The organism is Sodalis glossinidius str. 'morsitans' (genome assembly GCF_000010085.1).
Taxonomy (GTDB): Bacteria; Pseudomonadota; Gammaproteobacteria; order Enterobacterales; family Enterobacteriaceae; genus Sodalis; species Sodalis glossinidius.
In genome coordinates, this window is sequence record NC_007712.1 from 4,115,421 (window position 1) to 4,135,244 (window position 19,824).

General features: G+C 54.2%; 12 protein-coding genes, 1 tRNA gene, 2 rRNA genes and 3 pseudogenes. 13 read left to right on the plus strand and 5 right to left on the minus strand.

Annotated elements, in window-relative coordinates; translation table 11 throughout:
- Nucleotides 1-103: 103 nt before the first annotated feature.
- The 4 genes from SGP1_RS21795 to SGP1_RS21805 form a co-directional block, all read right to left on the minus strand.
- Nucleotides 104-3,108: ribosomal RNA gene (locus tag SGP1_RS21795) — 23S ribosomal RNA — on the minus strand.
- 195 nt (nt 3,109-3,303) lie between these two features.
- Nucleotides 3,304-3,379 (minus strand) — tRNA-Glu (locus tag SGP1_RS21800).
- Nucleotides 3,365-3,565: a hypothetical protein gene (locus SGP1_RS30420; RefSeq protein WP_148203372.1), complete on the minus strand. Its 201-nt coding sequence runs from the start codon at nt 3,563-3,565 to the stop codon at nt 3,365-3,367. The genes SGP1_RS21800 and SGP1_RS30420 overlap by 15 nt, the downstream gene beginning before the upstream one ends.
- A gap of 35 nt (nt 3,566-3,600) precedes the next feature.
- Nucleotides 3,601-5,142: ribosomal RNA gene (locus SGP1_RS21805) — 16S ribosomal RNA — on the minus strand.
- The 16S and 23S rRNA genes sit together here with 1 tRNA gene alongside, the layout of an rRNA operon.
- Nucleotides 5,143-5,689: 547 nt before the next feature.
- Between SGP1_RS21805 and SGP1_RS26010 the strand changes: the two are divergent.
- Nucleotides 5,690-6,060, plus strand: a pseudogene (locus tag SGP1_RS26010) (FadR/GntR family transcriptional regulator); the annotation flags it as partial.
- A gap of 4 nt (nt 6,061-6,064) precedes the next feature.
- On the opposite strand, the gene kup reads toward SGP1_RS26010, so the two are convergent.
- Nucleotides 6,065-7,933 carry a low affinity potassium transporter Kup gene (gene kup / locus SGP1_RS21815; protein WP_011412208.1) on the minus strand — a complete coding sequence of 623 codons (1,869 nt, stop codon included), beginning with the start codon at nt 7,931-7,933 and terminating at the stop codon, nt 6,065-6,067.
- 237 nt (nt 7,934-8,170) lie between these two features.
- Here kup and ravA point away from each other — a divergent pair.
- From ravA to atpA, 12 genes and pseudogenes are all read left to right on the plus strand, one after another.
- A pseudogene (gene ravA, locus SGP1_RS21820) lies at nt 8,171-9,659 on the plus strand (ATPase RavA).
- A 9-nt stretch (nt 9,660-9,668) separates the two neighbouring features.
- Nucleotides 9,669-11,072: pseudogene (viaA, locus tag SGP1_RS21825) on the plus strand (ATPase RavA stimulator ViaA).
- A gap of 53 nt (nt 11,073-11,125) precedes the next feature.
- Nucleotides 11,126-11,587 carry a transcriptional regulator AsnC gene (asnC, locus tag SGP1_RS21830; RefSeq protein WP_011412209.1) on the plus strand — a complete coding sequence of 154 codons (462 nt, stop codon included), beginning with the start codon at nt 11,126-11,128 and terminating at the stop codon, nt 11,585-11,587.
- A gap of 89 nt (nt 11,588-11,676) precedes the next feature.
- Complete coding sequence (gene mioC / locus SGP1_RS21835) at nt 11,677-12,126, plus strand: FMN-binding protein MioC (RefSeq protein WP_011412210.1); 450 nt, start codon at nt 11,677-11,679, stop codon at nt 12,124-12,126.
- 366 nt (nt 12,127-12,492) lie between these two features.
- On the plus strand, nt 12,493-14,382 hold the full coding sequence (gene mnmG / locus SGP1_RS21840; protein ID WP_011412211.1) for a tRNA uridine-5-carboxymethylaminomethyl(34) synthesis enzyme MnmG: 1,890 nt from the start codon (nt 12,493-12,495) through the stop codon (nt 14,380-14,382).
- A gap of 18 nt (nt 14,383-14,400) precedes the next feature.
- Nucleotides 14,401-15,021: a 16S rRNA (guanine(527)-N(7))-methyltransferase RsmG gene (gene rsmG, locus SGP1_RS21845; RefSeq protein WP_011412212.1), complete on the plus strand. Its 621-nt coding sequence runs from the start codon at nt 14,401-14,403 to the stop codon at nt 15,019-15,021.
- Between the two features lie 635 nt (nt 15,022-15,656).
- Complete coding sequence (gene atpI, locus SGP1_RS21850) at nt 15,657-16,037, plus strand: F0F1 ATP synthase subunit I (RefSeq protein ID WP_011412213.1); 381 nt, start codon at nt 15,657-15,659, stop codon at nt 16,035-16,037.
- Between the two features lie 8 nt (nt 16,038-16,045).
- Nucleotides 16,046-16,864 (plus strand): F0F1 ATP synthase subunit A, encoded by an 819-nt coding sequence (gene atpB / locus SGP1_RS21855; RefSeq protein WP_011412214.1) that lies wholly within the window; start codon nt 16,046-16,048, stop codon nt 16,862-16,864.
- Nucleotides 16,865-16,914: 50 nt separating this feature from the next.
- A complete protein-coding gene (atpE, locus tag SGP1_RS21860; RefSeq protein ID WP_000429386.1) occupies nt 16,915-17,154 on the plus strand; it encodes a F0F1 ATP synthase subunit C in 240 nt (79 codons plus the stop codon).
- Nucleotides 17,155-17,211: 57 nt separating this feature from the next.
- Nucleotides 17,212-17,682 (plus strand): F0F1 ATP synthase subunit B, encoded by a 471-nt coding sequence (gene atpF / locus SGP1_RS21865; protein WP_011412215.1) that lies wholly within the window; start codon nt 17,212-17,214, stop codon nt 17,680-17,682.
- 14 nt (nt 17,683-17,696) lie between these two features.
- Nucleotides 17,697-18,230, plus strand: a complete 534-nt coding sequence (gene atpH / locus SGP1_RS21870) for a F0F1 ATP synthase subunit delta (protein ID WP_011412216.1) — start codon at nt 17,697-17,699, stop codon at nt 18,228-18,230.
- Nucleotides 18,231-18,242: 12 nt separating this feature from the next.
- A complete protein-coding gene (gene atpA / locus SGP1_RS21875; protein ID WP_011412217.1) occupies nt 18,243-19,784 on the plus strand; it encodes a F0F1 ATP synthase subunit alpha in 1,542 nt (513 codons plus the stop codon).
- Nucleotides 19,785-19,824 lie beyond the last annotated feature (40 nt).

Consider the following 19,824-nt stretch of genomic DNA (forward strand, 5'->3'; position numbering starts at 1 on the left):
TGATATCGTCTTTCTGGCGCTCGCGTTCATGTCGCTTGCGCTTTGCCGCTAACGTTCGTTACAGCTCTGGCTTTCGCCCTCTCTCAAACAGCTCAGGTGTTGTAAGGTTAAGTCTCACGGGTCATTAGTATCGGTTAGCTCAACACCTCGCAGCGCTTACACACCCGACCTATCAACGTCATCGTCTTTAACGTCCCTTTAGGAGGCTCAAGGCCTCAGGGAAGACTCATCTCGAGGCAAGTTTCCCGCTTAGATGCTTTCAGCGGTTATCTCTTCCGCACGTAGCTACCGGGCAATGCCATTGGCATGACAACCCGAACACCAGTGGTGCGTCCACTCCGGTCCTCTCGTACTAGGAGCAGCCCCTCTCAATCTTCCAGCGCCCACGGCAGATAGGGACCGAACTGTCTCACGACGTTCTAAACCCAGCTCGCGTACCACTTTAAATGGCGAACAGCCATACCCTTGGGACCTACTTCAGCCCCAGGATGTGATGAGCCGACATCGAGGTGCCAAACACCGCCGTCGATATGAACTCTTGGGCGGTATCAGCCTGTTATCCCCGGAGTACCTTTTATCCGTTGAGCGATGGCCCTTCCATGCAGAACCACCGGATCACTAAGACCTGCTTTCGCACCTGCTCGAGCCGTCACTCTCGCAGTCAAGCTAGCTTATGCCTTTGCACTAACCTCACGATGTCCGACCGTGATTAGCTAACCTTCGTGCTCCTCCGTTACGCTTTGGGAGGAGACCGCCCCAGTCAAACTACCCACCAGACACTGTCCTCGGCCCGGATGACGGGCCTGAGTGAGAACATCAAACATTAAAGGGTGGTATTTCAAGGTTGGCTCCATGCAGACTGGCGTCCACACTTCAAAGCCTCCCACCTATCCTACACATCAAGGCTCAATGTTCAGTGTCAAGCTATAGTAAAGGTTCACGGGGTCTTTCCGTCTTGCCGCGGGTACACCGCATCTTCACGGCGAGTTCAATTTCACTGAGTCTCGGGTGGAGACAGCCTGACCATCATTACGCCATTCGTGCAGGTCGGAACTTACCCGACAAGGAATTTCGCTACCTTAGGACCGTTATAGTTACGGCCGCCGTTTACCGGGGCTTCGATCAAGAGCTTCTCCTTACGGATAACCCCATCAATTAACCTTCCGGCACCGGGCAGGCGTCACACCGTATACGTCCACTTTCGTGTTTGCACAGTGCTGTGTTTTTAATAAACAGTTGCAGCCAGCTGGTATCTGCGACTGGCTTCAGCTCGGGGCGCAAGGCCCTCCACCTACATGCCAGCGTGCCTTCTCCCGAAGTTACGGCACCATTTTGCCTAGTTCCTTCACCCGAGTTCTCTCAAGCGCCTGGGTATCCTCTACCTGACCACCTGTGTCGGTTTGGGGTACGATTCGATGTGACCTGGAGCTTAGAGGCTTTTCCTGGAAGCGTAGCATCAATTCCTTCACTACCGTGGTAGCTCGTCATCACGCCTCAGTGTTATGAAAGAGCGGATTTGCCTGCTCTTTCCACCTGCACGCTTGAACCGGGACAACCGTCGCCCGGCAAACCTAGCTTTCTCCGTCCCCCCTTCGCAGTCACACCTAGTACAGGAATATTAACCTGTTTCCCATCGACTACGCCTTTCGGCCTCGCCTTAGGGGTCGACTCACCCTGCTCCGATTAACGTTGAACAGGAACCCTTGGTCTTCCGGCGAGCGGGCTTTTCACCCACTTTATCGTTACTTATGTCAGCATTCGCACTTCTGATACCTCCAGCAGCCCTCACAGGCCACCTTCACAGGCTTACAGAACGCTCCCCTACCCAACGGACGTATCCTTAAAACGCCTTGCCCTTGTCCGGCTGTTGCCGACTTAACGGGAATGTGGCTTGCACGCGCCCGCTCATCGTCGCGTGGAGCGTTTTAAGTGATACGTCCGCTGCCGCAGCTTCGGTGCATGGTTTAGCCCCGTTACATCTTCCGCGCAGGCCGACTCGACCAGTGAGCTATTACGCTTTCTTTAAATGATGGCTGCTTCTAAGCCAACATCCTGGCTGTCTGGGCCTTCCCACATCGTTTCCCACTTAACCATGACTTTGGGACCTTAGCTGGCGGTCTGGGTTGTTTCCCTCTTCACGACGGACGTTAGCACCCGCCGTGTGTCTCCCGTGATAACATTCTACGGTATTCGCAGTTTGCATCGGGTTGGTAATCCGGGATGGACCCCTAGCCGAAACAGTGCTCTACCCCCGTAGATGACTTCACGAGGCGCTACCTAAATAGCTTTCGGGGAGAACCAGCTATCTCCCGGTTTGATTGGCCTTTCACCCCCAGCCACAAGTCATCCGCTAATTTTTCAACATTAGTCGGTTCGGTCCTCCAGTTAGTGTTACCCAACCTTCAACCTGCCCATGGCTAGATCACCGGGTTTCGGGTCTATACCCTGCAACTAGACGCCCAGTTAAGACTCGGTTTCCCTACGGCTCCCCTATACGGTTAACCTTGCTACAGAATATAAGTCGCTGACCCATTATACAAAAGGTACGCAGTCACACCCCGAAGGATGCTTCCACTGCTTGTACGTACACGGTTTCAGGTTCTATTTCACTCCCCTCGCCGGGGTTCTTTTCGCCTTTCCCTCACGGTACTGGTTCACTATCGGTCAGTCAGGAGTATTTAGCCTTGGAGGATGGTCCCCCCATCTTCAGACAGGATATCACGTGTCCCGCCCTACTCATCGAGCTCACAACAAGCGCACCTTCGGATACGGGGCTATCACCCTCTGTCGCCGGACTTTCCAGACCGTTCTCCTGATGCGCAAGCTGATGATGGCTCTGGGCTGTTCCCCGTTCGCTCGCCGCTACTGGGGGAATCTCGGTTGATTTCTTTTCCTCAAGGTACTGAGATGTTTCAGTTCCCCTGGTTCGCTTCGTCAAGCTATGGATTCACCTGACAATGATGCAACGAGTTGCACCGGGTTTCCCCATTCGGACATCGCCGGCTGATAACGCTTCATATCAGCTCACCGGCGCTTTTCGCAGATTAGCACGTCCTTCATCGCCTCTGACTGCCTAGGCATCCACCGTGTACGCTTAGTCACTTAACCTCACAACCCTGAGCTGTCTGCGCGCTACAGTGATAACGCTTGCGCGTTACCTCAGGTTTGCTTACTTCGTTTGAGAGACTCGCATACTGAGTTTGCACTTCAGCATGTGTTTCAAATTTTCAGCTTGTTCCGGATTGTTAAAGAGCGGTATTTCGCAGCGCGCTTGATAAACGCGCTCTGAAATAACAAGCAAAGTGGCGTCCCCTAGGGGGTTCGAACCCCTGTTACCGCCGTGAAAGGGCAGTGTCCTAGGCCACTAGACGAAGGGGACTCGAAAAGCGCGGGCATCGCGATACTTTGGCGTGGAAGGCACCGCTTTCAGTAAGGCAAAGCGGGTAACCCTGACCGCAAAAGCGGTGGTAACTTCGCTCAGCCGCCAATGACTTTTACCTTGCTCGCCGGGTGAACAGGAAAAAGCCGCCGACGGGCTGCTTTGCTCGTGACAGTTATCAGACAATCTGTGTGGACACGTCACTCAACGTATCGCTTAGGTAAGGAGGTGATCCAACCGCAGGTTCCCCTACGGTTACCTTGTTACGACTTCACCCCAGTCATGAATCACAAAGTGGTAAGCGCCCTCCCGAAGGTTAAGCTACCTACTTCTTTTGCAACCCACTCCCATGGTGTGACGGGCGGTGTGTACAAGGCCCAGGAACGTATTCACCGTGGCATTCTGATCCACGATTACTAGCGATTCCGACTTCATGGAGTCGAGTTGCAGACTCCAATCCGGACTACGACGCACTTTGTGAGGTCCGCTGACTCTCGCGAGATCGCTTCTCTTTGTATGCGCCATTGTAGCACGTGTGTAGCCCTACTCGTAAGGGCCATGATGACTTGACGTCATCCCCACCTTCCTCCGGTTTATCACCGGCAGTCTCCTTTGAGTTCCCGACCAAATCGCTGGCAACAAAGGATAAGGGTTGCGCTCGTTGCGGGACTTAACCCAACATTTCACAACACGAGCTGACGACAGCCATGCAGCACCTGTCTCAGAGCTCCCGAAGGCACCAAGGCATCTCTGCCAAGTTCTCTGGATGTCAAGAGTAGGTAAGGTTCTTCGCGTTGCATCGAATTAAACCACATGCTCCACCGCTTGTGCGGGCCCCCGTCAATTCATTTGAGTTTTAACCTTGCGGCCGTACTCCCCAGGCGGTCGATTTAACGCGTTAGCTCCGAAAGCCACAGCTCAAGGCCACAACCTTCAAATCGACATCGTTTACAGCGTGGACTACCAGGGTATCTAATCCTGTTTGCTCCCCACGCTTTCGTACCTGAGCGTCAGTCTTCGTCCAGGGGGCCGCCTTCGCCACCGGTATTCCTCCAGATCTCTACGCATTTCACCGCTACACCTGGAATTCTACCCCCCTCTACGAGACTCTAGCCTGCCAGTTTCAAATGCAGTTCCCAGGTTAAGCCCGGGGATTTCACATCTGACTTAACAGACCGCCTGCGTACGCTTTACGCCCAGTAATTCCGATTAACGCTTGCACCCTCCGTATTACCGCGGCTGCTGGCACGGAGTTAGCCGGTGCTTCTTCTGCAGGTAACGTCAATCGATAGCGCTGTTAACGCTAACGCCTTCTTCCCCGCTGAAAGTGCTTTACAACCCGAAGGCCTTCTTCACACACGCGGCATGGCTGCATCAGGGTTTCCCCCATTGTGCAATATTCCCCACTGCTGCCTCCCGTAGGAGTCTGGACCGTGTCTCAGTTCCAGTGTGGCTGGTCATCCTCTCAGACCAGCTAGGGATCGTCGCCTAGGTGAGCCATTACCCCACCTACTAGCTAATCCCATCTGGGTTCATCCGATGGTGTGAGGCCCGAAGGTCCCCCACTTTAGTCTTGCGACGTTATGCGGTATTAGCTACCGTTTCCAGTAGTTATCCCCCTCCATCGGGCAGATCCCCAGACATTACTCACCCGTCCGCCGCTCGCCGGCAAAGAAGCAAGCTTCTTTCCGCTGCCGCTCGACTTGCATGTGTTAGGCCTGCCGCCAGCGTTCAATCTGAGCCATGATCAAACTCTTCAATTAAAAGCTTGATGCTCAAAGAATCAAAACTGGTATTCATATGAATATTTGTTGTTCACTCTTCAAGACTTGATATTTCGGTATGTCGATATCGTCTTGTGAGTGCCCACACAGATTGTCTGATAAATTGTTAAAGAGCAGTGCCGGCTGTTTTCTCGACCCGCACGAGTGGCACATATTACGCTTTTCTGCTGTAAAGTCAAGCTTTTATTTTCCCGTAGCGGGCCGCCTGCCTCTGGCTGAACCGGTGCGCCGTAGCGACTGTTTCCGGTCAGTGGAGGCGCATTATAGGGCCTTCACGGCCGGTGACAAGCGCTATTTCACAAATACGATCTGATTGATTTATTTTTCAGCAAAAGCAATAAAAATGGCGTTATCATGCGCCAGAAACGGGAATTCCCCCCCCCCCCCCCCGCAATCACCACGCTGGCATAGTATGTATAGGTTAATTGTCATGAGGGTATAGGGAATAACGCTATGCATTTATCCATGCAGCAACGGGCCGCTCAACGCAACCTCTCCTATTGTACTGGCTGAAAAATTAAGCCAGCGTATCCTGGCGCATTTTCTGATTATGAGGATCAGCCTGGAGCCGCAAGCCTGCGCATTGGCAGCGGTGAACGGTAGCGGCTGGGAACGTTAATGGAAGAGATGCGCAGGCTTCACCAGCATTTCGACCGCGAGCGCTGGATAAGCGTCGATGCGGATTTCCACCACCATATTTATGAAATCAGCGGTAACCCGTTTCTGTCTTCGTTCGCTAATGTGTTCAGTTCAATTTATCAGAACTACTTTCGCGCTATTGCCAGCGATGATGTCATCAAGCTTGGCCGGCATCAGGCCATCGTGGATGCCATTTTCGCCGGCGATGGTCCGGGCGCTTTCGCCGCCTGCCAGCAGTTGCTGGCTGAAAATGATTGAATCGTCAGATCTCTATTTGCGTTCCCAACTCAATGACCCGGTTAGGCGGTATGAGATATTGATCCGGCGCGCGCAGGGCGTTACGGCTTAACACCATGAAAAGTTTGCCCCGTATCATCAGATACCAGGGCCGCTTGCCGAGAATAAGCGATTCATGAGACATGAAAAAGGACGTTTCCATCATCCGGCAGGATAGCCCCTCAAGCCCGCAGCTGTGGAAAATCTCCTCCATATCCGGCGCCTCTTTGAAACCATAGCTTGCCACGACGCGCCAGAAAGTGGGCGATAGCGCTTCGATAGTGACCCGCCGTACATTATGGACAAAAGGGGCATCCTCTGTACGCAGCGTCAGCAGCACAACGCGCTCATGCAGCACTTTGTTATGCTTGAGGTTATGTAGCAGGGCAAACGGGATCACGTTCATAGCGCGCGACATAAACACGGCCGTACCGGGGACCCGCACCGGCGGCGATTTTTCCAAAGAGGCAATCAGCGCTTCCAGGGAATTTCCATGTTCATGGATCCGTCGCAACAAGAGGAACCGTTCGCTTTTCCAGGTGATCATGGCGATGAACATCAGGAAACCCAGCAGCAACGGTAGCCAGCCGCCAGAGAAAATCTTCAGGGCGTTGGCGGCAAACATAGACACATCGAGGCACAACAGCGCCAGCAGCAGCACGGACACAATTAACAGATTCAAGTGCCAGTTTTTTCTGGCCACGGTACAAGACAGGATGCTGGTCAGCACCATGGTGCCAGTCACCGCGATACCGTAGGCCGCCGCCAGATTGCTGGAGTGCTCAAAGCTGACAATTACCAGCACCACGGCGATATACAGCAGCCAGTTGATGAAAGGAATATAAATCTGGCCCACCTCCATCTCGGAGGTATGAATGATGCGCATCGGCGGCATATACCCCAGGCGCACCGCCTGGCGAGTCAGGGAAAATACGCCGGAGATCACCGCCTGTGAAGCGATGACCGTTGCAAGCGTGGCAAGAATAAGCAATGGAATCATCGCCCAATCGGGGGCGAGTAAAAAGAAAGGGTTTTTGATTGCCGCCGGCTTGGACAATAACAGCGCGCCCTGACCGAAATAATTAAGCACCAAGGACGGTAGCACCGCGCTAAACCAAGCGATGCGAATAGGCAATTTACCGAAATGGCCCATATCGGCATACAACGCCTCTACGCCGGTGATAGCCAACACTACCGCGCCCAGAGCGAAGAAGGAGACGGTTCGATATTCGGCAAAAAAGGCGATAGCCCATTTCGGATTAAGGGCATAGAGCACTTCGGGATTATAGATGATACCGCGCACGCCCAGTACACCCAGCGTGAGAAACCATAATAACATCACCGGCGCGAAAAGTTTGCCGACGCTGCCGGTCCCTTTCTTTTGGATGAAAAACAGCAACGTCAGCACCACCACGGAGAGAGGAACGATAAATTCCTGTAGCGAGGGGGCCACGATTTGCAGCCCTTCAATCGCCGACATCACAGAGACGGCCGGCGTGATAACGACCTCGCCGTAAAAGAAGCTGCCGCCGATAAGCCCGATTATCACCAGTACCGGGGTCAATTTGGCGCCGGTATTTCTGCCGGCGAGCGACATTAGCGTCAAAATACCGCCTTCGCCGGCATTGTCGGCGCGCATGACGAAGAGAAGATATTTCAGGGAAACGATCAGGATCAGAAGCCAGAAAATGAGGGATAAGAAACCAAATACCGCCACGCGTTCAACGCCAAAACCATAATGGCCGGCAAGACATTCACGTAAGGTATAGAGAGGACTGGTACCAATATCACCATACACGACACCTATGGCGGCAAGCGTGACCGCCGGCAGCGACTGCTTATGATCTTTATTCATAACCTTTCCCGAGCTATTTTGTCGTCCAGGAGCATGCGTGAATGCACTTCCTCGAAAACCAAAAGCGCACAGTATGCCTGAAAAATGCCGAAACCCTAATTCTAATCCTGATTACCCCCCGTTGAAGGGTGTAACGCAAAAAATTTGATAACGGATAAAATTAACTGGGCATTTCTTTATAAAATGCGCTGGTTTATTGTATCGTTTTCACCACTTACAGGGATAACCTATCACACTATGGCTTCTATGCCCCTTCTGGCGGAAAGAATTTCTCGCCTTAGCAGCGTGCTGGAAAGCGGGTTATATGAGCGCAAGCATACTATGCGACTTTGCCTGCTGGCGGTGCTTTCCAGCGAAAGAGTGTTTTTGCTGGGACCGCCCGGCATTGCCAAAAGCCTCATCGCCCGCCGTCTGAAGCTGGCATTCAGCCATACGCGCGCTTTCGATTATTTGATGACCCAGTTTTCTACGCCGGAGGAAGTGTTCAGCCCTCTGTCCATTCGGGCGCTGAAAGAGGATGGCCGCTATCATCGCATGACCCAAGGGTATTTACCGGAGGCGGAAATTGTCTTTCTGGATGAAATATGGAAAGCGGGCCCGGCAATTTTAAACACCCTGCTTACCGCGATTAATGAACGGCGGTTCCGTAACGGCGATCAGGAGCAGACGATGCCGCTGCGGCTGCTTATCACCGCCTCCAACGAATTGCCGGAGGCCGATAGCGGGCTGGAGGCGTTGTATGACCGGATGTTAATCCGCCTGTGGCTGGATAAGGTCAAGGAGAAGAAGCAATTTTCACGCGCTGCCGACAAGCCATGGCGACAGCCAGCCGCAGGATGTTCCGGCACAGTTGAGGGTGAGTGACGAGGAATACCAGGACTGGCAACGGCAAATCGACCGGGTGACGTTGCCGGCAGCCTGTTTTGAGCTTATTTATCAACTGCGTCAGCGGCTGGAAGCGTTACCCGATGCGCCATACAATCTCCTATCGGCGCTGGAAGAAAGCGTTGCGCCTGCTTCAGGCCAGCGCGTTTTTCAGCGATCGACAAAGTATTACCCCGGTGGATATCATCCTATTGAAAGAGTGCTTGTGGCATGACCCTGCCAGTTACCAGCTTATCAATCAGCAATTTGAGCTGCTGATGGTGGAGCAGGGCTATCAACAACAGGCGATTTTGACCAAAATTCAGACTTTCAACCGGCAAAAACGTCAACATATCGCGCAAAGTCAGGCCCAGCGGGCATTAACCCTTACGCCCGCCAAAACCCTGATGAGCCGTAAACCCCATTACAGCCTGCCTGCATCGCTGACCGAGCCGGTATTGACCTTTCTGCTGCAAACGCCTCTGGTCACGTCGACCATCTCACGGTCGAGCGTGATGCCCTGCAACAGTGGCTGAATAAAGTAGGCGCTTTCAAGGCCCGACTGAATGGTATCGGTTTCGCCCAGGGGGTGGATGCGCGCATTAATGCTCAGCATCAGCTTGAGATAGTCGATATCAGCCTGCAACCCTCATTGCTGGCGCTGACGGAAACTACGCCAGCGCAGGCGATACCGGCAGCCTTGCTGGATGACCTTGAGGAAGCCACACGCCTTTATCATCAACAGCGGAGCTTGTTTCACGAACAGCAACATTGTCTCTTTATTACCCAGGATTGGGTGGCGCGGATTGAAGCCAGTCTGCTGGACCTCTCCCAGCAGTTAGCCCAGGCCAGGCAGGACTAACGCGCTGTGGTGACGCTGGATACGCTTAATCTCCTGTTATCCATTGATCAGAGACAGCTGCTGGATGACATCATTTTGACCTTGCTTGGCAGTCCACAGGTCGTTTTGTTATTGGAACAGTTTCCAGCGCTGAAGAAAACCTTGATGAAATGGGTGCCGCTGATGAAACCGCGACTGGAACAGGCGCTGCGTCAGGGGAAAGTACCTCCTTCGCTTGCGAGTGAATTTTATCTCTTTCAACAAAGCTAACTGCAAGATCATCACGTATTTGCCGCCCAGTTGCCGGAAACTCTGGCGCAGCTCGCCAGTCTCACATCGCCTTTTTGCTCTGAAGCGGAAAGACTTTATCAGGCCGCATCAAGGGAAACAGCGCGTCCCGATAGCGCATTTCAAACCTTATTTTTACAGCGCTGGTGCATCAGTTTGACGCTGCAGGCTACGACGCTACAGCATCAGTTGCTGGAAAAAGAGCGGGAAAGGCTGCTTGACGAGCTACAGCGGCAGTTGGCGATGAGCGGCTCGCTGGCGCCGTTGCTGGCGGAGAATCAGCACGCCGCCGGCGGTTATGGGACATGACTGCCGGCCGGGTGGAACAGGGTGACTATCGCCTGTTGGTGCATTACGGCGAATTTCTGCACCAGCAACCGGAGCTGCAGCAGTTGGCCGAGCAATTGGGACGCAGCCGCGAGGCGCACTTTGTCGCCGCGCCACACAAGTTGCAGCGCGAAGTGATAAAGCGGGTACGTGAGCCGGCGGTACAACCGGAAGAGATAAGCGGCATCCACCAGAGCGACAATTTGCTGCGGCTACTGCCGGGGGAGCTGGCCGCTCTCGGTATCGACGAGCTGGAATACGAGTTTTACCGCCGTTTGCTGGAGAAACGGCTTCTGACCTACCGCCTGCACGGTGATGCCTGGCAGACGCAACGCATCCTGCAGCCGGCCAGCAGTGAGCAGCACGATCAGCAGCCGAGTGGGCCGATGATTGTCTGCGTGTATACCTTCGGTTCAATGGGCGGCTCAACGAAGCCTGCGCGAAGGGGTTCTGTTTGGCGCTGATGCGGATAGCGCTGGCCGATAATCGACGCTGCTTCATCAGCCTATTCTCTACGGGTCAGGTGGATTACGAACTGAACGCCGACGGCGGCTTGGAGCAAGCTATCCGCTTCCTGGGCCAGCGCTTTCGCGGCGGCACCGATCTGGCCGCCTGTCTGAAACGGTCCAACTACGCATACGCGAGCAGCGCCATCGCCATCGCCATCGCCATCGCCATCGCCATCGCCAGCAACGCTTTCACGCCGTTGCGCTATCGTCGATGGGAAAACCCGGTATTATGAAGATCTTCGATCACATCTGGCGCTTCGACACCGGACTGAAACAGCGGCTTATGCGCTGCTGGCGCCGTAAAGCGTGATCCCGCGGGCGAACAATGGATCTGCCGCCGGGATTGCCACAGAGGACATCACCATGGCGGAAACTTATCAGATCGACGCCCTCGATCGCGCCATTTTGCAGGCGCTGATGGCCAACGCGCGCACCGCCTACGCCGAGCTGGCCAAGCACCTTAACGTCAGTCCCAGCACCGTGCACGTGCGGGTGGAAAAAATGAAACAGGCGGGCATCATCACCGGGGCTCGGGTGGATGTCAGTCCGAAACAGCTAGGCTATGACGTGTGCTGCTTTATTGGCATTATCCTTAAAAGCGCCAAGGACTACCCATCGGCGCTTAAGAAATTGGAGGCGTTGGAAGAGGTAGTGGAAGCGTATTACACCACCGGTCATTACAGTATCTTCATCAAAGTGATGTGCCGCTCTATAGACACCCTTCAGCAGGTACTTATCAACAAGATCCAGACTATCGACGAAATCCAATCCACCGAGACTCTGATCTCGCTGCAAAACCCCATCAGCCGTACCATCGTGCCTTAACGGCTCTGACAATACCCACAATTATCCACAGGTAGATCCCAGCCGGTACACAGCGTACAATACCGGCTCATTTATCTGACGGGACCATCATGGCCGACGTAACCATCATTAGCGGCAGCACCCTGGGTAGCGCCGAATATGTTGCCGAGCATGTCGCCGGCATCCTGGAACAGCAGGGGCTCAGCACCGATATCTTGCACGGTGCCGAACTGGCGGAGTTGAGTACTGAAGGTATGTGGCTGCTGGTCACTTCGACCCACGGCGCCGGCGAATTGCCGGAGAATCTTCAGCCGCTGCTGGAAGAGTTAAAGGCGCAAACACCTTCGCTATCCACGGTTACCTTCGGCGCTATCGGTATTGGCAACAGCGCATACGATACGTTCTGCGGCGCGATCGACACGTTGGATCGTCAGCTTACTTCGCTCGGCGCCAAACGGATCGGCGACGTGCTTAAGATCGACATTACCCAGCATGAAATCCCGGAGGATCCGGCGGAAGTCTGGGTGGCGGAGTGGATCACGCAAATAAAAGCACGCTGATATCACTTTTTTGTGTATAACTCTCGTTAAAAACCGCAGATAACCGGTAGTTATCCAATGTATAACCTTTATCACCACGAGGACCTGTGGATAAACAGGACAGAAGATCCCAGCTTATACCGGCGGGGATCATCGATCATTCACAGGCTCAGTGGATCTATAATATCTTGTATCGGTTGATCAAAAACGTCTTATCCACAGAGGATCGCGATCCTAGTAGTAGACATAATAAGGGATCTTTAAATAAAAAGATCTTTCTTTAATTACCTGCGGATCTTCCGGGCTTGTATCCCGCTTAAACTTGAGTAGAATCCTCTTCCCCGAGCCCCTTGACGATCCTTCGCTTTCACATGAGGTGTTTTTACCATGTTTTATCCCGATCACTTTGACGTCATCATTATCGGTGGCGGCCATGCCGGTACGGAAGCGGCAATGGCGTCGGCACGAATGGGATGCCAAACCCTTCTGCTGACGCATAACATTGATACGCTAGGACAAATGTCCTGTAACCCGGCGATCGGCGGTATCGGCAAGGGGCATTTGGTCAAGGAAATCGACGCCATGGGCGGTCTGATGGCTCAGGCTATCGATAAGGGCGGCATCCAGTTCAGGATATTAAACGCCAGCAAAGGACCCGCGGTCAGGGCCACTCGCGCACAGGCGGATCGCGTGCTTTACCGGCAAGCGGTACGCGGCGCGCTGGAGAACCAGCCTAATCTGATGATCTTCCAGCAGGCGGTTGAGGATCTGATCATGGAAGGCGACAGGGTGGTCGGCGCCGTCACCCAAATAGGGCTGAAATTTCGCGCCCGTGCCGTCGTGCTGACCGTGGGAACCTTCCTCGATGGCAAGATCCATATCGGCATGGATCATTATAGCGGCGGTCGGGCAGGCGATCCGCCTTCGGTTTCCCTGTCTCGCCGTTTGCGCGAGTTGCCTTTCCGGGTTAACCGTTTAAAAACCGGTACGCCGCCGCGTATTGATGCGCACAGTATCGACTTCTCACGGCTGGCGACACAGCACGGCGACGATCCGCTGCCCGTTTTCTCGTTCCTGGGCTCGGCGGATCAGCATCCGCGACAGATCCCCTGTTATATCACCTATACCAACGACAAGACACATGAGGTCATCCGCCAGAACCTGGACCGCAGTCCTATGTACGCCGGCATCATTGAAGGCGTCGGGCCGCGTTATTGTCCGTCCATTGAAGATAAGGTGATGCGCTTTGCCGATCGCGATGCCCATCAGATCTTTCTTGAGCCGGAAGGACTGACCAGCAACGAAATTTATCCTAACGGCATCTCGACCAGCCTGCCGTTCGACGTGCAGATGAAAATCGTCCACTCCATGCAGGGGCTTGAGAACGCGCGTATTGTGCGGCCCGGCTATGCGATCGAGTATGACTTCTTTGATCCGCGCGATCTTAAGCTGACGCTGGAAAGCAAACTGATCGAAGGGCTGTTTTTCGCCGGTCAAATCAACGGTACCACCGGCTATGAAGAGGCCGCCGCCCAAGGCATGCTGGCTGGTCTGAACGCGGCACGGCTGGCCATGGGGAAAGACGGTTGGTCGCCGCGACGCGATCAGGCCTATCTCGGCGTGCTGGTAGACGATTTATGCACGCTGGGCACCAAAGAGCCCTACCGCATGTTTACCTCGCGCGCCGAATACCGACTGCTGCTGCGGGAAGACAATGCCGATCTTCGCCTAACGGAAACCGGTCGGCAGCTAGGCATGGTGGATGACGTGCGCTGGGAGCGCTTTTGCGCCAAGCAGGAGCAAATTGAGCGCGAGCGTCAGCGCCTGCGCGATATCTGGGTACACCCCGGTAGCGATGGCGTCGAGCAGCTTAATCCGCTGCTTAAAGCGTCGCTGACGCGCGAAGCCAATGGCGAAGAACTTCTGCGCCGCCCGGAGATGGATTACGCGCGCCTGACCCACCTGGAACGTTTTGGCCCGGCGCTGGTCGACAGCCAGGCGGCAGAGCAGGTCGAAATCCAGATCAAATACCAAGGCTACATCGCCCGTCAGCAGGAGGAGATTGCACGTCAGATGCGCAATGAACATACCTTGCTGCCGGCGGCGATGGATTTTAGCACCGTGTCGGGTCTGTCCAACGAAGTGATCGCCAAGCTCAACGATCATAAACCCAATTCTATCGGTCAGGCGTCACGCATTTCCGGCGTCACGCCTGCGGCGATTTCTATCTTGCTGGTCTGGCTAAAAAAACAGGGGCTGCGGCACCGCAGCCCCTGATAACGACGGAAAGCATCGATGCTCAAGAGACTGGAGTCCCTGCTGGCGCAGGCGGATATGGCGCTAACCTCGGCGCAAAAAGAGAAGCTACTGGGTTATGTGGCGCTGCTGCATAAATGGAACAAGGCTTACAACCTGACGTCGGTGCGCTCCCCTGAACAGATGCTTGTTCGCCATATCATGGACAGTATTGTCGTGAATCCGCACTTGCGTGGGGATCGTTTCATCGATGTCGGCACCGGTCCGGGCTTGCCGGGCATTCCGTTGGCTATCGTACGTCCCGATGCACATTTCACCCTGTTGGACAGTCTGGGCAAGCGCATATGTTTTTTACGCCAGGTACAGCATGAGCTAGGGCTCGACAATATTACGGCGGTACAGAGCCGGGTGGAGAGCTTTGCGCCGCCTGCCGGCTTTGACGGCGTAATAAGCCGTGCTTTCGCCTCGCTCGGCGACATGCTGACCTGGTGTGCGGCGCTGCCGCGTAAAGAAGAAGGGCGATTTTACGCTCTCAAAGGCCAGCTGTCCGAGGAGGAGCTGAACGCGCTGCCGGCAGGTTTTCGGGTTGAATCGGTGATCGGACTTCAGGTGCCGTGCCTGGAAGGCGAACGGCATATCGTGGTGCTCGCTGCAAATTAATTTGTTTTTCGTCAACAAAAAGGCAAATAGAAGCGCCGCGCGCTTTATTAATAAATTCGTCGGCGATAATGTATGTCTCCCGAAACTCCTTTACTTCTGCTTTACATTTTATTAGCAATTGAATCCCGCCGCTAAATAGTACATGTAATAATAGTAACTACATTAAATATATGTAATAAAAAAATTACACCCACATTACTAAACCGCACGGCAATATAAACCTGAGCGGCACAAGTGTGGCAATGTAGTGAGGCAAATAAGAGCGCCCAGCGTGAGAAAAATATTTAACATACTGAATTTTAACATATTTTTTCAATGGTTATTTTAAATATCAATTGAATTAACGCGTGGGCTGCGATTTAAAATGTGCTGTGATGTGATCTTGTACACAGTTTTACAGGCGATAATTGGTGAAGCGTTAGAAAGTTTTGCGTGTTATGATTCCCGCGCTTTTGCGGTAAAAAAGATGAAAACGGCAATCTTTAAATTATTGTTCACCTTTTCGCTACTTATCGATTGAATTCGTAGTACTGACCCGTATAATTTGCACGTTTTTCACCGCTTGACTGATCGCGGCAAAAGCAGTTTTATACACACTCAGCCGAAGTTGAGCGGGTAGGGAGAGTCTCAAAGTCATGACCTTAGCCCTTTACAGCGTCAAAGTCGCTGGAAAGCTGCTGTTTGCCCAGTTGATGACTTTGGTGCTGTTCAGCGCTCTGTTCGCTCTGCATAGTCCCCGCGCCGCCGCATCTGCCGCGGGGGGCGGGTTGGCGGCCTGGTTGCCCAATGTCGCGTTCATGCTGCACGCATGTCGTCATCAGGCGCTGGCCGCGGTCCCGGGTCACATTGCCTTGTCGTTCGCTATCGGCGAGGGGCTGAAAATGGTGGCGACCATCGCCTTGCTGGTCGTCGCGCTTAGTATGTTTAAGGCTGCGTTTGTCCCATTGGGCCTGACCTATTTATCGGTGCTGATTGTGCAGATATTGGCACCGGCCGTAATTAACAACAAAGGGTAAGAGGCATCATGTCTGCATCAGGAGAAATCTCTACTCCACAGGAATACATAGGCCACCACCTGAACAACCTTCAGCTGGACATGCGTACTTTTGAACTGGTCAATCACCACACGGCATCGTCTTTCTGGGTCCTGAACATTGATTCCATGTTCTTCTCACTGCTGCTCGGCGCGATTTTCCTGCTGATCTTCGGCCGCGTCGCCAAAGGCGCAACCAGCGGCGTACCCGGCAAGATGCAGACCTTCGTCGAGCTGGTAGTGGGCTTTGTCGACGGCAGCGTACGGGACATGTTTCACGGCAAAAGCAAGCTCATCGCCCCGCTAGCGCTAACCATCTTCGTCTGGGTATTCCTGATGAACCTGATGGATCTGCTGCCCATCGACTTGCTGCCTTACCTTGGCGAGCACGTGCTGGGCCTGCCGGCGCTGCGTGTGGTTCCCTCGGCTGACGTCAATATCACGCTGTCGATGGCGCTGGGCGTATTTATTCTCATCCTGTATTACAGCGTGATGATGAAGGGGATCGGCGGCTTCGTTAAAGAACTGACCCTGCAACCGTTCAATCATCCGATTTTCATTCCTGTCAACCTGATTCTCGAAGGCGTCAGCCTGCTGTCCAAACCAGTTTCGCTGGGCCTTCGGTTGTTTGGCAACATGTATGCAGGTGAGTTGATCTTCATCCTGATTGCCGGTCTGTTACCGTGGTGGTCGCAGTGGATTCTGAATGTGCCCTGGGCCATTTTCCACATCCTGATTATTACGCTGCAAGCCTTTATCTTCATGGTCCTGACGATTGTCTATCTCGCGATGGCGTCTGAAGAACATTGATTTTTATTCACTTTAATACTGCGTTTAACTGAAACAAACTGGAGACTGTCATGGAAAACCTGAATATGGATCTGCTGTACATGGCTGCCGCTGTGATGATGGGTCTGGCGGCAATCGGTGCTGCGATCGGTATCGGCATCCTGGGTGGTAAATTTTTGGAAGGTGCCGCGCGTCAGCCTGATCTGATCCCTCTGCTGCGCACGCAGTTCTTTATCGTTATGGGTCTGGTTGACGCCATCCCCATGATCGCCGTGGGCCTGGGCCTGTACGTAATGTTCGCCGTAGCGTAGTGTTAAACGCCAAGCTAACCAACATCGAACCGTTAACTTTACAAGAGGCATTGTGCTGTGAATCTTAATGCAACAATCCTCGGCCAGGCTATCGCGTTTGTCCTGTTTGTGCTCTTCTGCATGAAGTATGTATGGCCGCCGTTGATGGCATCCATCGAGAAACGTCAGAAAGAAATTGCTGACGGTCTGGCTTCCGCGGAACGCGCCAAAAAAGATCTGGACATCGCCCAGGCCGAAGCAACCGATCATTTGAAGCAAGCGAAGGTGGAAGCCCAGGCAATCATTGAACAGGCCAACAAGCGTAAAGCGCAAGTGGTCGATGAAGCCAAAGCCGAAGCGGAAGCGGAACGCAACAAAATCCTGGCGCAGGCACAGGCGGAAATTGACGCCGAACGCAAGCGCGCCCGCGAGGAGTTGCGCAAGCAGGTCGCTATGCTGGCTTTAGCGGGTGCCGAGAAGATCATCGAACGTTCCGTGGATGACGCTGCCAACAGCGACATCGTCGATAAAATTGTCGCTGAACTGTAAGGAGGGAGGGGCCGATGTCTGAACTGGTAACTGTAGCTCGCCCCTACGCCAAAGCGGCTTTTGACTTTGCCGTCGAGCACCAGGCTGTGGCGCACTGGCAGGCGATGCTGACGTTCTGTGCCGAGGTGAGCCGCAATGAGCGGATCGCCGAACTGTTATCAGGCGCGGTTGTGCCCGAGAAGTTGGCGGAGACGTTTATCGCGGTCTGTGGCGAGGAGCTTGATGCCGCCGGCCAGAACCTGATACGGGTGATGGCGGAAAACGGGCGTCTGACGGTTTTGCCGGATGTGCTGGAGCAGTTCACCCTTTGGCGCGCGGCGCAGGAGGCGACTGTGGAAGTGGACGTTATTTCCGCCAGCACGCTGAAAGAAGAACAACTGGCAAAAATCAGCGCCGCGATGGAACAACGTCTGTCACGCAAAGTTAAGCTGAATTGCAAAATTGATAAGTCTGTTGTGGCCGGCGTCGTTATTCGCGCGGGCGATATGGTGATAGACGGCAGTGTACGCGGTCGTCTGGAGCGCCTGGCAGACGTCTTGCAGTCTTAAGGGGACTGGAGCATGCAACTGAATTCCACCGAAATCAGCGAACTGATCAAGCAGCGCATTGCTCAGTTCAATGTAGTGAGCGAAGCTCACAATGAAGGTACTATCGTTTCCGTCAGCGATGGGATCATCCGTGTACACGGCCTGGCCGAAGTTATGCAGGGTGAAATGATCGCGCTACCCGGCAACCGTTTCGCCATCGCCCTGAACCTGGAACGCGATTCCGTCGGCGCCGTGGTTATGGGACCGTATGCCGATCTGGCCGAAGGCATGAAAGTCAAATGCACCGGCCGTATTCTGGAAGTGCCGGTCGGTCGCGGCCTGCTTGGCCGCGTGGTGAACACCCTGGGTGCGCCTATCGACGGTAAAGTCCCGCTGGAGCACGACGGCTTCTCCGCCGTTGAAGCGATTGCGCCGGGCGTTATCGAGCGTCAGTCGGTCGATGAGCCGGTACAGACCGGTTATAAATCCGTCGACGCCATGATTCCTATCGGCCGCGGTCAGCGTGAGCTTATCATCGGCGACCGTCAGACTGGTAAATCGGCGCTGGCCATCGATGCCATCATCAATCAGCGCGACAGCGGCATCAAATGTATCTATGTCGCCATCGGCCAGAAAGCGTCGACTATCGCCAACGTGGTGCGTAAGCTGGAAGAGCACGGCGCGCTGGCGAATACTATCGTCGTGGTCGCCACCGCATCCGAATCCGCTGCGCTGCAGTATCTGGCGCCGTATGCCGGTTGCGCCATGGGCGAATACTTTCGCGATCGCGGTGAAGACGCGTTGATCATTTATGATGATCTCTCCAAGCAGGCCGTGGCGTATCGCCAAATCTCCCTGCTGCTCCGCCGTCCGCCCGGCCGTGAAGCCTATCCCGGCGACGTGTTCTACCTGCACTCCCGTTTGCTGGAGCGCGCTTCCCGCGTTAACGCGGAATACGTTGAAAACTACACCAAGGGCGAAGTGAAGGGCAAAACCGGTTCGTTAACCGCGCTGCCTATCATCGAAACCCAGGCAGGTGACGTTTCCGCCTTCGTTCCGACCAACGTGATTTCCATCACCGATGGTCAGATCTTCCTGGAATCGAACCTGTTCAACGCCGGTATCCGTCCCGCCGTTAACCCGGGGATCTCGGTTTCCCGCGTCGGCGGCGCCGCCCAGACCAAGATCATGAAAAAACTGTCCGGCGGTATCCGTACCGCGCTGGCGCAGTACCGTGAATTGGCCGCTTTCTCCCAGTTCGCCTCCGATCTGGATGACGCGACCCGTAAACAGCTGAATCACGGTCAGAAAGTGACCGAACTGCTGAAGCAGAAACAGTATGCGCCGATGTCGGTCGCCCAGCAGGCGCTAGTGCTGTTCGCGGCGGAACGCGGTTATCTGGAAGATGTCGAGCTGGCGAAAATCGGCGATTTTGAAGCCGCGCTAATGGCCTACGTGGACCGCGAGCAGGGCGAATTGATGCAACAAATCAACCAGACCGGCGCTTATAACGATTATATCGAAGGCAAGCTGAAAGGCATTCTCGATACCTTCAAGGCAACCCAGTCCTGGTAACGCGCTATGGCCTGCTCACGCAGGCCATAAAGCAATAAGG

Bases quoted from the DNA above. Each gene is read 5' to 3' on its own strand.
- kup (WP_011412208.1), bottom strand. From the start codon at position 7,933: ATGAATAAAGATCATAAGCAGTCGCTGCCGGCGGTCACGCTTGCCGCC.
- asnC (WP_011412209.1), top strand. From the start codon at position 11,126: ATGGCGGAAACTTATCAGATCGACGCCCTCGATCGCGCCATTTTGCAG.
- mioC (WP_011412210.1), top strand. From the start codon at position 11,677: ATGGCCGACGTAACCATCATTAGCGGCAGCACCCTGGGTAGCGCCGAA.
- mnmG (WP_011412211.1), top strand. From the start codon at position 12,493: ATGTTTTATCCCGATCACTTTGACGTCATCATTATCGGTGGCGGCCAT.
- rsmG (WP_011412212.1), top strand. From the start codon at position 14,401: ATGCTCAAGAGACTGGAGTCCCTGCTGGCGCAGGCGGATATGGCGCTA.
- atpI (WP_011412213.1), top strand. From the start codon at position 15,657: ATGACCTTAGCCCTTTACAGCGTCAAAGTCGCTGGAAAGCTGCTGTTT.
- atpB (WP_011412214.1), top strand. From the start codon at position 16,046: ATGTCTGCATCAGGAGAAATCTCTACTCCACAGGAATACATAGGCCAC.
- atpE (WP_000429386.1), top strand. From the start codon at position 16,915: ATGGAAAACCTGAATATGGATCTGCTGTACATGGCTGCCGCTGTGATG.
- atpH (WP_011412216.1), top strand. From the start codon at position 17,697: ATGTCTGAACTGGTAACTGTAGCTCGCCCCTACGCCAAAGCGGCTTTT.
- atpA (WP_011412217.1), top strand. From the start codon at position 18,243: ATGCAACTGAATTCCACCGAAATCAGCGAACTGATCAAGCAGCGCATT.